The sequence below is a fragment of the Cryptosporangium aurantiacum genome, from assembly GCF_900143005.1.
Taxonomy (GTDB): Bacteria; Actinomycetota; Actinomycetes; order Mycobacteriales; family Cryptosporangiaceae; genus Cryptosporangium; species Cryptosporangium aurantiacum.
Genome location: NZ_FRCS01000003.1, coordinates 263,925 through 276,277, shown reverse-complemented (window position 1 = coordinate 276,277; position 12,353 = coordinate 263,925). Strand labels below are relative to the sequence as shown.

General features: G+C 69.6%; 13 protein-coding genes. 6 read left to right on the top strand and 7 right to left on the bottom strand.

Translation table 11 applies throughout. The features are described 5' to 3' along the window. Positions 1–130: 130 nt before the first annotated feature. The 6 genes from BUB75_RS12140 to BUB75_RS12115 all read left to right on the top strand — a co-directional run bounded on the left by BUB75_RS12140 (position 131) and on the right by BUB75_RS12115 (position 5,553). Positions 131–694, top strand: a complete 564-nt coding sequence (locus BUB75_RS12140; RefSeq protein ID WP_218617455.1) for a YceI family protein — start codon at positions 131–133, stop codon at positions 692–694. Between the two features lie 70 nt (positions 695–764). Continuing rightward, positions 765–2,132, top strand: coding sequence for an APC family permease (locus BUB75_RS12135; protein WP_245806254.1), 1,368 nt, complete (start codon positions 765–767; stop codon positions 2,130–2,132). A gap of 81 nt (positions 2,133–2,213) precedes the next feature. Further along, positions 2,214–3,065, top strand: a complete 852-nt coding sequence (locus BUB75_RS12130) for a DODA-type extradiol aromatic ring-opening family dioxygenase (protein ID WP_073255960.1) — start codon at positions 2,214–2,216, stop codon at positions 3,063–3,065. Then, positions 3,062–3,355, top strand: a complete 294-nt coding sequence (locus BUB75_RS12125; protein WP_073257144.1) for a hypothetical protein — start codon at positions 3,062–3,064, stop codon at positions 3,353–3,355. Before BUB75_RS12130 ends, BUB75_RS12125 begins: the two co-directional genes overlap by 4 nt. A gap of 38 nt (positions 3,356–3,393) precedes the next feature. After that, positions 3,394–4,527, top strand: coding sequence for an FAD-dependent monooxygenase (locus BUB75_RS12120; protein ID WP_073255957.1), 1,134 nt, complete (start codon positions 3,394–3,396; stop codon positions 4,525–4,527). Between the two features lie 15 nt (positions 4,528–4,542). After that, positions 4,543–5,553, top strand: coding sequence for a fumarylacetoacetate hydrolase family protein (locus BUB75_RS12115; protein ID WP_218617454.1), 1,011 nt, complete (start codon positions 4,543–4,545; stop codon positions 5,551–5,553). Positions 5,554–5,811: 258 nt separating this feature from the next. Here BUB75_RS12115 and BUB75_RS12110 read toward each other — a convergent pair whose 3' ends face one another. The 7 genes from BUB75_RS12110 to BUB75_RS12085 form a co-directional block, all read right to left on the bottom strand. Next, positions 5,812–6,345 (bottom strand): TetR/AcrR family transcriptional regulator, encoded by a 534-nt coding sequence (locus tag BUB75_RS12110; RefSeq protein WP_178379843.1) that lies wholly within the window; start codon positions 6,343–6,345, stop codon positions 5,812–5,814. A 224-nt stretch (positions 6,346–6,569) separates the two neighbouring features. Further along, positions 6,570–7,073 (bottom strand): flavin reductase family protein, encoded by a 504-nt coding sequence (locus BUB75_RS12105; protein WP_073255948.1) that lies wholly within the window; start codon positions 7,071–7,073, stop codon positions 6,570–6,572. Further along, on the bottom strand, positions 7,070–7,420 hold the full coding sequence (locus BUB75_RS12100) for a VOC family protein (RefSeq protein WP_073255945.1): 351 nt from the start codon (positions 7,418–7,420) through the stop codon (positions 7,070–7,072). The genes BUB75_RS12105 and BUB75_RS12100 overlap by 4 nt, the downstream gene beginning before the upstream one ends. 45 nt (positions 7,421–7,465) lie before the next feature. Further along, positions 7,466–8,767, bottom strand: a complete 1,302-nt coding sequence (locus tag BUB75_RS12095; protein ID WP_073255942.1) for an ABC transporter substrate-binding protein — start codon at positions 8,765–8,767, stop codon at positions 7,466–7,468. Between the two features lie 31 nt (positions 8,768–8,798). After that, positions 8,799–9,509: an ABC transporter ATP-binding protein gene (locus tag BUB75_RS12090; RefSeq protein ID WP_073255939.1), complete on the bottom strand. Its 711-nt coding sequence runs from the start codon at positions 9,507–9,509 to the stop codon at positions 8,799–8,801. Beyond that, entirely contained in the window at positions 9,506–10,267 is a 762-nt protein-coding gene (locus BUB75_RS44180; protein ID WP_084740914.1) for an ABC transporter ATP-binding protein, read from the bottom strand. The genes BUB75_RS12090 and BUB75_RS44180 overlap by 4 nt, the downstream gene beginning before the upstream one ends. Beyond that, complete coding sequence (locus tag BUB75_RS12085) at positions 10,264–12,255, bottom strand: ABC transporter permease (RefSeq protein WP_084740913.1); 1,992 nt, start codon at positions 12,253–12,255, stop codon at positions 10,264–10,266. The genes BUB75_RS44180 and BUB75_RS12085 overlap by 4 nt, the downstream gene beginning before the upstream one ends. Between the last annotated feature and the right edge of the window lie 98 nt (positions 12,256–12,353).

Here is a 12,353-nt window from a genome sequence, read left to right as displayed (position 1 = left end):
TGGGCCTATTTGCCGCGGAACTGACCTGCATCCGCGATGGCGATGAACCAAACGGTTTCGGTGCGTCGACCCACCTCTAGGCTCCCGAGTCGAAACTCACGCCGATCGCCAGCTCGGAGGTATTCCGACCGTGCCCGTTGAATCGCTTCCCACGCCGCCCGGATACGTTTCGGGTGCATGGGCTATAGACCCGGTCCATTCGAGTGTCGGGTTCATCGTCCGGCATTTGATGGTCAGTAAGCTACGCGGCCAATTCGGTAGCTTCTCGGCTACTCTCACCACCGCCGAAGACATCCGGGACTGCGCGGTGACCGCCGAGGTGGACCTCGCCTCGTTCGACACCGGCCACGAATTTCGCGACCACCACATCCGCTCGGCGGAATTCCTGGAGATCGATAGGCACCCGACGATGACGTACCGCTCGACGGGCTTGCGATTCGACGGAACGGGCTACGTGCTCGATGGCGAACTCACCCTCAAGGGTGTGACCCTTCCCGTTTCCCTCAGCCTGGAGGTGAACGGATTCGGTCCGGACGCGCATGCAGGTACCCGGGCCGGATTCAGCGCGACCGGCGAGATCAATCGGTACGAATTCGGCGTCTCTGGCAACAAGATGCTGGACGGAGGCGTCGTGATGATCGGGGAGAAAGTCCAGATTCAGATCGAGATCGAAGCCGTGCTGCAGGCCGGGTGAGCCCGTGGCCGGCCACGCTATCCGACCCGCTCGCCGCCCGGGCGCGGTGCAATTGACACTGCTGTTGGTGATGACGCATTCGCCGCTTCTCCTGATCTGGGCCGCGGTCTCGAGCATCTACCAGATCGGCGGGGTGGTGGCCACGCCGTTGGTCCTCCTCCTCGCCGGGGCACTGTTGTTCGTGTTCTCGATCGGCTACGGGGGCATCGCCCGCCGGGTCCGCTATCAGGGCGGGTTCTACGCCTTCGTCCGACGTGGTCTGGGTGGGCCGGCGGCGCTGGTCGTCGCGACCGTCGCCATGGCGGCATATCTCCTGCAACTCGCCGTCCTGCAGGTCTACTTCGCGACCGCGCTCAGCGCGCTGGTCGACATGACCTTCGAGGTCCAGGCGCCGGGTGCGATAGGTGTCGCGATCGTGGTTTGTTGCGCCCTGGGCCTGGGACTGCTGCGGTTCGGCACGATGATGCGGTTCCTCCTCGGGCTGGCGGCACTCCAGGTGGTCGCACTTCTCTGGCTCACCTTTACCGCGCTCAGCCGACCCGCCGACGGTGCGCTGTCCGGAGCTGGTCTGAACCCGTCCTGGTTGTTGACCGGGTCCTTCGGGCTCGCTCTCTGCATGGCGCTCACGGCCTTCGTGGGTTCGGAAACGGGAGCCTTCTACGCCGGAGAAGTGGATCGTCCGGAGCGGACGATTCCGCTGGCGACCTCGCTCGGCTACGTCGTCACGACCGGCGTGCTGGTCGTGAGTGCCTGGGCGTTGAGTGTGGCAGCCGGTCCGGAATCGATCGTCTACCTGGCGAGGAGCTTTGCCGACCCCCGGATCACCGAGGCCGTACCGCTCGCCGTGCCGGTCATCGGCGGGTTGGTCGACGCCAACCAGCTGGAGGGAGCGATGCGGTCGCTGCTGGTCGTCCTCGTCCTGGGGACACTCGCCAGCGTCAGTGCGCTGAACGGCGGGGCGTCGCGTCTCCTGTCGGCAATCGCCGACAACGGTCACCTACCGCACCGGTTCGCCGGCCGGAACGGCGTACCGACCGTGGCGCGTCTGGTGGGCCCGCTCGTGGGTGGCGTCATAGCCCTGGCCGTGGTGGCGCGCGATGACCGCGGAATCACCCTCGTTCTCGCAGTGACGGCGGGTGTGTGCATGCTGGCGGTTCTGGCCACCACATCGCTGGCAACGACGAACTGGTTCCTCCGCCGCGACGACGAGGAGACCGGGTTTTTCGGCTGGGAAGGTCACGTCACCGCGGCCGGTGTGACCGCCGTGGCCATGACCTGCGTACTCCTCTTCGCGAGTTCTCGACTACCGGGCGCCCTGTCGCCGTACAGCCGAACGCTCCCCACCTGGTTCCCGTTCGCCTACCTGATCGCGACGGCGCTGGGTGGCCTGCTCTGGGGGATGACCGTCCGCCATCGGAAATATTCGTCGGACGGATAAGCGGCATCCGGAGAATCGACTTCCCGAATAGCCGTGCGCATCCGAGAGTTGGCGTGTTCCCAGTTCGAGAGGAGGGACCGCGTGGCGCGCGTCGTCGAGGTCCTCTGCGTTCCGCACGATCCGACCCTGCCCGGGTCGGCCCGCGCGGGCGAGGCGGCACCGCCGCCGTTGCGGCAGGTGATCGGCCACTTCACGGAGTTGCGCGCACGGCTGGCCGCGGCCCGGCCCGACGTGTTACTGGTCGTCGCGGGGGATCACCTCAGCCAGTGGTTCCTGGACAACATGCCGACGTTTCTGATCGGGAAGGCCCCGCGAGTGGCCGGGCCGTTCCCGCACGAACGCGAGCTGTTCGGCGTGGACGCGTACGACACCGCCGCAGACGGTGAGCTGGCCCGCTACCTGCTGCGGCAAGGGCTCACCCGGTCGGTGGACTTCGGATACTCCGACGACTTCACCGTCGACCACGGCTTCACCGTTCCGCTCGGCTTTCTCCGTCCCGAGCAGGACCTGCCGGTCGTCCCGCTGTTCACCAACGTCATGGCCCCGCCACTGGCCACCGCAGGCCGCTTCTTCGACCTCGGTCGCATCGTCGCGGAGCTGATCGACGCCTACCCGGAGGACATCCGGGTCGCGGTGATCGCCAGCGGGCATCTGTCCAACGCGATCGGCGGACCGGCGATGGCACGCTTCCGCGTCGAGCCGGAGACCGAGTGGGACCGGCGCACCTGGCGGCTGTTCACCGAGGGCAAGGCCGAGGAACTCCTCGAGGACTGCACCTATGAGCGGATGATCGAGGCGGGCACCGGCACCCCGGGCTTTCTCGACTACGTGTTCGCGCTGGGCCTGGTCGGCGGCCGAAGTCCCGACTGGTCCTCGATGGTGGCCAGCGAGTTCGGACCGGCCTGCGGGTTCGCCGAGTGGGTGCTCCGGTGAGCGGCGAGCGGTATGCCCTCAACCGCGTCCTGTGGGAGGTCTGCCGCGGCGGAGAGGCGCTTGAGCGGTTCAGGGCAACGCCACCGGCGTACCTGGCCGGCCGAGCGCTGTCCCCGTCGCTCCGTGAGGCCCTGATCGCGGTCGACATCCGCACGCTATTCCTCGCGGGAGCGCATCCGTTCCTTCTCTACAACTTCGCGCTCCGCCTGGAGGGCGGCTTCAGCCTGCCGTTCGTCGGGCGCTACCTCGCGCAGCTCGAGGGCCTGCAGACCAGCGACCTCGTCACCTGACCCGACGTTCCGAACTCGACGCAGAGAAAGAGGACGACATGAGAGTCCTGATCGTGGGGGCGGGCATCGCGGGGTTGAGCCTCGGGATCGCCCTCCGCCGGATCGGAGCGGACGCCGACCTTGTCGACGTCACCGAGGACACCGAAGGTGCGTCGATCGGGCTGACCGGGCGCGCGGTCGACGTCCTGGCCGAAATCGGGGTGCTGGACGCGTGTGCGGCGGCGGGGCGGGTGCTCGGCCCTGGGCGCAGTGTGTTCGACGAGCTGCGCGACGAGCATGGCACTCGGCTACCGATCCCCGGCCCGCCGGGGCCGCCGCGTCCGCCCGCGCCACCGAGCGGATTGCCGAGCGCCATCACGATCTACCGTCCGGAACTCGCCCGGATCCTGCGCGCGGCCGCGGACGACGCCGGCGCGTCGCGTCGCGTCGGCCCCACCGTCGAGACTTTGCGGCAGGACGCCGACGGCGTCGACGTGACGTTCACCGACGGCACGACCGGGTGGTACGACCTCGTTGTCGGCGCGGACGGAATCCGTTCGACCGTGCGCCGGCTGATTTACGGTGACCTGATCCAACCGATCTACACCGGACACATGAGCCTGCGCTGGATCCTGCACGACGGGCCGGAAGGCGAGCCCGGCTTCTACACGCGCACCGGCGGGATGGTCGCGATCGCGCCCCTTCCCAGCAACGTCACGTACCTCGCCACCGGCCTGGACATGCCGAACGAGAGGGTCGATCCGGCCACCGCCCGGCAGCTCCTGCGGGACGTGCTGGCGCCCTACCCCGCACCGTACCTACAGGCGCTGCGTACCGCGATCACCGAGGACCAGACCGTCCTGGCCCGGCCGTTCGAGTGGCTGCTGGTCCCTGAGCCGTGGCACCGCGGCCGCGTCACCGTGATCGGCGATGCCGCGCATGCGACCACCGCGCTGCTGTCCTCGGGCGGGGGTATGGCCCTGGAGGACGCCGTCGTACTCGCCCAGGAACTCGCCGCCACGCCGACTCCGGAAAAGGCCCTCGACGCGTTCATGGCCCGCCGCATCGACCGCGTCCGGACGGTGGTCGAGGTCAGCGTCGAACTGCTGGAGATGCAGAAGTCGAATGCCGACCAGCGCGCGATCGGAGCCGTCCGCGGCCGCGCCCTCGGCGCGCTCTCCGCGCCCTACTGAGGGGACACCATGACCATGACAGGGCTCCTGCCAGACACGTTCGGCATCTCTACCCTCGACGAGGGTGGCCGTCGCTTCGCCGCGCTCGTCCGCCCCGACGGTGACGTCGTCGACGTGTCCGAGCACTTCAGGGACACGCACGCGATTCTCGACGCCTGGCCCGGCAGCTTCGAGACGCTCCGTCAGCTGGCGCGGACACCGGCCACCCACCGATTCGAGCGCGTCCGGGCGCTGCCGCCGCTGGCCCACCCCAACCTGCTCTGCGCCGGAGCCAACAACAAGCAGCACGTCGCCGAGATGCTTACCAAGAACGACTTCAACCAGCACAATCGTCGGCCGGGCGAGACCGACGCGCAGTTCTTCGCGCGCAACTACGCGATGATGGAGAAGCGCGCGGAGGAGGGCACGCCTTTCCTCTGGGCCGGGCTCCATTCCTCGCTGGCCGGCGCGGACGACGACGTCGTGCTCTCGGCCGTCGGCGCCCAGCACGACTGGGAACTCGAGGTCGCTGCGGTGCTCGGGGGCACCGCGCGCAATGCCTCGCCGACGCGCGCGGCCGAGCTGATCGCCGGCTACGTCATGGTCAACGACCTCGGCACCGTCGACCTGTTCCGGCGCACCGACATCCCCTGGGGCTACGACTGGATCGCCAAGCACCAGCCCGGGTTCAAACCGGCCGGGCCCTTCATCGTCCCGGCGCCGTTCGTCGACCTGTCGACGACCCGGATCACGCTCCGGCTCAACGGCCGCACCATGCAGGACTGGCCGGCCGACGACATGGTGTTCGACTTCCCGCACCTGATCGCCTACGCCTCCGAACGGGTCCGGTTGCAGGCAGGCGATCTGCTGCTGGCCGGTTCCCCGCCAGGAAACGGGCGCCAGCACGGACAATTCCTCACCGACGGCGACCTGATCGAGAGCGAGATCACCGGCCTCGGACGCCAGCGCAACCGGTGCGTCCGGGAGAGCGCCGACGTCCCGCCCCCGTACTACGGTGCATGGACGAATGCGCCGACGGTCACCTAGCCAGCCCGGGTCCGGTCGACGCTCGACCAGGCCCCGGTCGACCAGGGCGCCGACGAACCGGCTGATCGTGGAGGCGTCCAGCGTGCAAGCGGTCGCCGGACCCTTGCCGCGGCAGAGGGCGCCCGGCGGGTGCGGCCGATGGCGGTCAGGACTCCGATTGCGCCGAGCCACACCGTCCTCTGATCGTGCCGACGGGTGCGAGTGGTCTCCCGCTGCAGGCACGGACTTCTTTACTTTGCGGGGGTTGGGCGGGGTCTATCACGCTGTCGGCCTTGGTCCGAGTAGCCGTAGCAGGAGGTCGAACGCCGGCTCGGTCGGGACGTCGGCGTCGAGCAGCCAGGCCGCCTGCAGCCCGTTCAGTGTGGCGGCGACAAGTGTTGTGGCCTCGTCGAGATCGATCGCGGGGTCGACCTCGCCGCGCTCGCGGCTTTCCTGCAGGCGGCGGCGGATCTCGCTGCGGACGAAGTCCGCTCGCTCGGCGACGTAGCCGGCGGCCGCCTCGTTTCCGGCGATCGCTTCAGCCGCGAGGACGTGGACGAGCTGGAGCGGCACGCGAGCGTGGCCGGCGTGGCCGAGGAATGCCGACAGTCCGCGGGTGGTGGAGCGGTCCGCGGAGTCAACCTGCTGCTGCGCCCAGGCCCGTTGCCGCTCCAGCACGGCGAGGAACAGCGCCTCTTTCGAGGCGAAATGGTGCAGAATTCCCGAGCGAGTGAGGCCGACGAGCTTGGCGACGCTGTCCAGGGTCGTCTGGGTGTAGCCGCGCTCGGCGAAGACTGGGAGGGCGGCCGCCACGATCGAGGCTTTTATCTGCGCGCGTTCGTCGAGTTGCTTCTGCGAGGTGCGGCGTCGGCGGCGGCGCGGCCTCTCCGTGCCGTCCGGTGCTACTGACTCGTCGGTCTGTGGTTGCACCGCGAAATCCTAACGTGGGTTTGAGCGCAGGAGTCGCTCATGGTCCGGCCACCGCAAGGTTGCCGACCGCATGCGACGCGCGTCGCCGACCGGGTGCAGGGCGGTTCTCAGGACTCCCATGGCTGGAGTCGCCGGTACTGGCTGCGGAAGTAGAGAAGCGGGTCGGTCGATTCCTCGGAGGTGACCAGATCCAGCACGTGGCCGACCACGATCTCGTGGTCGCCGCCGGGGTAGCTGTCGGTCAGGCGGCATTCGATGTGGGCGAGCGCGCCGTCCAGGAGCGGTTGTCCGTGCGGGCCGGCGTGCCAGCGGAGCCCGGCGAATTTGTCACCGCCGCTTACCGCGAACGTTTGGCTCACGGCCCGCTGGTGAGCGGCGAGGATGTTGATCGCGAATCGGCCCGTGGCGCGGATACGGGGCCAGGTGGTCGAGGATCTGGCGGGGCTGAACTGCACGAGCGGCGGGTCCAGTGACAGGGCGGAGAACGACTGGCAGGTCAGTCCGATCGGCTGGTCGCCGTCGAGTGCGGTGACGACGACGATTCCGCTGCAGAAGTGGGCGAGGACTTGCCGGAACCGGGCCGGGTCGGTCAGCGTCGGCGCATCAGTCATTGCTGCTCCTTTGGCGCCGGGCTGTAGAGGACCACCGGCCATCCGCCGGGCCCGGTGACGACACATCGATGCTCGTGCGGGCCGGTCTGGATTTCCTCGACGGGTAGACCGGCGGCGACTGCTTCCGCCCGGGCGGAACGAAGGTCGTCGACCTTGAGGAGCACCCCGGGATGGTCCGCGGCACGGTCCCGCCCGGCGAGCGCGAGCCGGTGGCCGGCGAGGTCGAACTGGGCCCACCGGTCGCCGTCGACGAAGGTCGGGAGGACGCCGAGTAGCCGCGTGTAGACCGCGACCGCTGCCAGTAAGTCGTCGACCGGCAGAACGGGGGCGAGGGATCGGGCTGTCATGGCAGTACTCCGTTTCTCCGACGGGCGACCGGTGGATCCGTCAGGTCAGCTGCGGGGGATGGCCGGGACGACCCACTGGCCGCCGGTGGCGTCCTTCCAGGTGTCCTTGCCCTCGTAGGTGTAGAAGCGGTTGGCCAGCGAGCCGACCGCGGGGAAGGCGGGATTCGCGCCGAACGCGATCCGCGGCGAACCGAGGAAGACCGGTTCGGTGAACGACTTGAAGGAGGCGGCCGAGGTCTGCGCGGTGACGGTGTCTCCGGAGCCCTGGAGCAGCTTGGCGAGGGTGAGCGTCAGCTGCAGGCTCTGGACGCCGCTCGCGGCGGTCGTGACCGTCGGCCGTAGCGGGGTGAACCACTCCTGGTAGGCCTTGATCTGCGCGGCTGTCTCAGGGTTGGCGTCAGTGCTGTCGCCGTTCACGGTCGGGGACATGTATGTCCACTTCGGGTAGTCGCCGAGCCCTTTCTCGACCGCGCTGCCGAGGCAGCTGTTGAACGTCACGACGGGCGCGGTGACCGGCACTTGCTGCAGTGCCTTGGCCAGCGCGAGGCACTGGCCGGGGACCACGACCAGCGGCAGCACCATGTCGGCTTTCTGCGCGCCGCTCGCGGTGATCGAGGGAACGTAGTCGGTGCTGGTGGGCGCGTAGGTGGCCTGGGTGACGTCGATGCCTGCGGCGCGGAAGCCGTTCTTGAGCGCGGTGGCGGCCTGTACGGCGACGGGTAGGCCGGCGGCGGAGATCATCGCGACCGACTTGGCCTTCAGGTGCTCCTTGGCGTAGGTGACGAGGCTCGCCGCGCCGAATTGCCCGCCCGACAGGTAGTAGGCGTTGCGATCGTGGGCGCCGGCCAGGGAGGTCGCCATCATGCCGAGCACGGGCAGCTTCCCGCCGAGCGTGGAGTGGAACGACTGGGCGCCGGTGTCGAGCGCGCCCTCGAGGACAGCGACGACCTTCGGGTCGCTCAGGAACTCCTGCGCGCACTTCTGGCCCTGCTCCTCGACGCCGGGCACGAGGCACTTCTTCAGCTGGATCGGGTGGCCGTCGATCCCACCGAGCTTCGAGTTGACCAGCGCGACGGCCGACTCGATCTGGGTGGTGTAGTCCGGGAAGGCGTTCGGGCCTCCTTCGCTGTTGACGTAGCCGATCGTGATCGGTGTCTTGTCGGCGGTGCCTTCCTTGCCGCCGGTGTAGGCGAGCATCGTGCGCACCGATTCCGCGGAGAGGTCTTCTGAGGTGGCGCTTCCGCTGGGCTCGGCGGTGGTGTCCGGGGCTTTGTCGCAGGCGGTGAGTGCGATGGCGACCATCGCCGCGGCTAGTGCCGCGGCGATGGAGGTCCGGCGAGTGGGCATGCGGGTCTCCTTCGTCGTTGGAAGAGGCTGGTCAGGTGGCGGCTTCACCGAGATAGCTCGCGGCGAGCAGGTCGTGGTCGTCGCGAAGGTCTGCGGCGGGCCGTTCGAGGACCAGTTCGCCGTGGGAGAGCACGTAGCCCCGGTCCGCGACCTCGAGAGCGAGAGGGACGTGCTGCTCGACGAGGAGTACGCCGGCGCCTTCGTCGTCGGCGTACCGCCGGACCGTCGGCAGCAGGCGCTCGACGATGACCGGGGCGAGACCGAGGCTGAGCTCGTCGACGAGCAGCAGCACCGGTTTCCGGGCCAGTGCGCGGGCGAGGGCGAGCATCTGCTGCTCCCCGCCGGAGAGGAGCCCGGCGGGGCGCTGCCACAGATCGGCCAGGGCGGGGAAGTAGTCGCGGGCGAGTGAGCCGTCGAGGTGCTCGCCGCGGTGCCCGAGGCGGAAGTGTTCGCCGACGGTGAGGCCGGCGAAGACTCCCCGTCCCTCGAGGACGTGGGAGAGCCCGCCGCGGGCTCGCCGGTGGGACGCGAGGTTCGTGACGTCTCGTCCGTCGACGTCGATCCGGCCGCTGCCGGCCGGGAGCAGCCCGGAGATGGCGCGCAGGGTGGTGGACTTGCCGGCGCCGTTGGCGCCGAGCAGGGCGATGACCTCCCCGCGCCCGACGTGCAGGTCGAGTGCGCGGACGACGGTGCTGTTGCCGTATCCGGTGGTCAGGCCGTGGAGTTGCAGCCGGTGGGTCATCGTGTCGCCTCCGGCGATGCGCTGCTGCCCAGATAGGCGGTGAGAACGCGCTGGTCAGTCCGGATCTCCTCGGGCGGCCCATCGGCGATGACCCGCCCGAAGTCCAGCACGACCACGCGGTCGCAGACCGACAGCACGAGTCCCATGTCGTGGTCGACGAGCAGCATCGGCGTGCCCCCGTCGACGACAGATCGCAGATGCTTGCCGAGCCCGGCGCTCTCGGTGCTGTCGAGGCCCGCGGCGGGCTCGTCGAGGCAGAGCAGCGCCGGTCGGGCGGCCAGTGCCCTTGCGACGCCGACCAGCTTGCGCTGTCCCTGGCTGAGCTGCGTCGGCTCGGTGTCGGCGAGTTCGGTGAGTCCGAGCCGATCGAGGACGGCGTCCGCCGCCGCGGCTCCCTCACCTCGTCCGCGCAGTAGCTCCCTGGCCGTGCGGCGGAACCCGGGGCCGCCGGCGGCGACGATGACGTTGTCGCGGACCGAGAGGTCGTCGAACAGCTCCGCCGCCTGCCAGGTGCGGGCCAGGCCGTGTCGGGCTCGGACGTGGGGCGGGAGTCCGGTGAGCTCGCGGCCGGTGAGCTCCACACGCCCGGTCGAGCGGGCGAAGCCAGTGACCGCGTCGATGAAGGTGGTCTTGCCGGCGCCGTTCGGTCCGATCAGTCCGACGAGTTCCCCGGCTTCGACGGTGAGGTCGGCGTCGCTGAGTGCGCTGACGCCGCCGTAGCGGACGGCCAGGCCGGTGGTGCGCAGGACGGCGGTCATCGAACGGCTCCGGCAGGGGTGCGACGGTGGGTGCTTCGCCGGAGTTGCCCGGCGATGCCGTCGGGTTGGTGCGCGATCGTGAGTACGAGCGCGAAGCCGCCGAGGAGGAGTTGCCACGTGCTCGGGATGCCGATCCAGCCATCGAGGAGGTAGCCCATCAGACCCGCGGTGACGCCCAGGCCCGCGATGAGCGCCCCGGGCACGCTGGCGATGCCTCCGACGTAGGCGAACGCCACGAAGGTCAGGGCCAGCATGAGGTCGAACCGATCGGAGCTGACGGCGCCGTAGTTGTAGGCGTAGAGCGCACCGCCGATTCCGGCGATCGCGGAGGACAGCGCGAAGGCCAGCAGCTTGACGTTGCGGACGCTGATGCCGGCCGCGGCCGCTGCTCGTTCGTTGGAGCGCACCGCGAGCAGTTGCTTGCCCAGCGTGCTGCGGCGCAGGCTGCCGACGAAGAGCGCTACGCACAGCAGCACCGCCGCGCAGCACAGGCCGAAGACCGGGCTCGGGGGGGCCGCGAAGTTGATCGGGAACGGCGCGTCCGGCCCGAGCTCGATACCGGCGAGCGTCGGTGGCGGCACCTTCAACACGTCGACGCCGGCGCCCCAGACCGGATTCTGGAACCCGAAGGACTGCAGGGCCACCGCGCCGGCGATCGTGACGATCGCGAGGTTGACGCCGCGGACCCGCAACGCGGAGAACGCAGTCAGCGTGCCGAGCGCTACGGCGGCGGCGATTCCGAGCAGCGGGGCGAACGGGAACCCGAGCCCGGTCGACTCGGCCAACCGCGAGACGGTGAACCCGGCGACGCCGGCGAGCGCGACCTGGATGAGCGAGACCTGACCCACGTATCCGGTGATGACGACGAGGGACAGGCAGACGACCGTGGCGATCAGCGAGTTGATCAACGCCTGCCGGAAGCCGAACGGCAGGATCAAGAACGCGGCGGTGAGCACGATCGCGCCGATCACGGTCGGGCGCGCCAGGCGGCTGGGAGCCACCGCGGAAGGAAGCCGCTGCTCGACCGCGACGCCGCGCTGGGGGAGAGCGGCGCCCTGCCAGAGCATCGCGCCGACGATGACCAGGAAGAACAGCAGGTCCGCGATACCGGGCACCGGCTGGCCGTCGGCGGTAGGGAACCACGGCCGGCTCTGGAGATAGACCAGGACCGACTGGACTATTCCCAGGGTCAAGCCCGCCCCGGTAGCGATCAGGAAGGACGAGAAGCGGGCCAGCAACGCCGCCCCGAGTGCCGGGATGACCGCGAGCGGAATCGTGCGGGGATCGAGCTGGGTCTGCGAGGCGGCCAGCACGCCGAGCCCGCCCGCGACAACGGCGGCCGTCACGGTGTTGACCAGCGAAAGGGCGGTGGGGGCGAGCCCACTGACGACAGCCAGCGTTTCGTTCTCCGCTGCCGCCCGGCTGGCCAGGCCGAACCGCGTGAACCGGTAGACGAGCGCGAGCGCGACCGTGGCGAGCAGGACGACCACGGCCAGCGCGAAGCGGTTCTGCGGCACGGTCGCGCCGGCCATGCGCACCACGTCCTCCGGCCCGGCCGGAAACACATCGGGCGCGACCTGCCCGTCACTGCCGAACCGCAGCGTGACGGCCGACTGGATCACGACCAGAACACCCAGCGTGGCCAGCAGCTTCGCCAGTGGTGACGCGGTGCGCAGAGGGCGGAGCACCGCGAGGTCGACGATCGCACCCGCGAGTGCACAGATACCGAGCGCTGCGAGCAGGGCCGGGGCGGTGGCCCAGGGACCGCCGAAGTCGATCTGATCCGGCAGCAGGGGCAACGGAATGAGGAAGAGATATCCGTCCGTGCGCAGGCCGTAGAAGACGTAGGCGCCGAGTACCGCGAACGCGCCGACGGCGAGGTTGATCGTGCCCGATCCGCGGTGGGTGAGTACCAGCGCTAGCGCGAGCCCGGCGATGAGAGCACCCGGCCCGAGGCCGAGCAGGACGAATAACAGCAGCTGATCCATGAACGTCCTCGGTCCGAGGCGAGGGGCGAAGCGGACAGGTCGCGCCGGTTCTCAGGACCGCCGCGAGATGTGACGCGCGATACAGCGCGGCCACGGCG

What these genes read in the sequence shown, in the direction of transcription:
- BUB75_RS12135 (WP_245806254.1), top strand. Translation starts at nt 765, where the DNA reads ATGACGCATTCGCCGCTTCTCCTGATCTGGGCCGCGGTCTCGAGCATC.
- BUB75_RS12120 (WP_073255957.1), top strand. Translation starts at nt 3,394, where the DNA reads ATGAGAGTCCTGATCGTGGGGGCGGGCATCGCGGGGTTGAGCCTCGGG.
- BUB75_RS12115 (WP_218617454.1), top strand. Translation starts at nt 4,543, where the DNA reads ATGACAGGGCTCCTGCCAGACACGTTCGGCATCTCTACCCTCGACGAG.
- BUB75_RS12105 (WP_073255948.1), bottom strand. Translation starts at nt 7,073, where the DNA reads ATGACTGATGCGCCGACGCTGACCGACCCGGCCCGGTTCCGGCAAGTC.
- BUB75_RS12100 (WP_073255945.1), bottom strand. Translation starts at nt 7,420, where the DNA reads ATGACAGCCCGATCCCTCGCCCCCGTTCTGCCGGTCGACGACTTACTG.
- BUB75_RS12095 (WP_073255942.1), bottom strand. Translation starts at nt 8,767, where the DNA reads ATGCCCACTCGCCGGACCTCCATCGCCGCGGCACTAGCCGCGGCGATG.
- BUB75_RS12090 (WP_073255939.1), bottom strand. Translation starts at nt 9,509, where the DNA reads ATGACCCACCGGCTGCAACTCCACGGCCTGACCACCGGATACGGCAAC.
- BUB75_RS44180 (WP_084740914.1), bottom strand. Translation starts at nt 10,267, where the DNA reads ATGACCGCCGTCCTGCGCACCACCGGCCTGGCCGTCCGCTACGGCGGC.
- BUB75_RS12085 (WP_084740913.1), bottom strand. Translation starts at nt 12,255, where the DNA reads ATGGATCAGCTGCTGTTATTCGTCCTGCTCGGCCTCGGGCCGGGTGCT.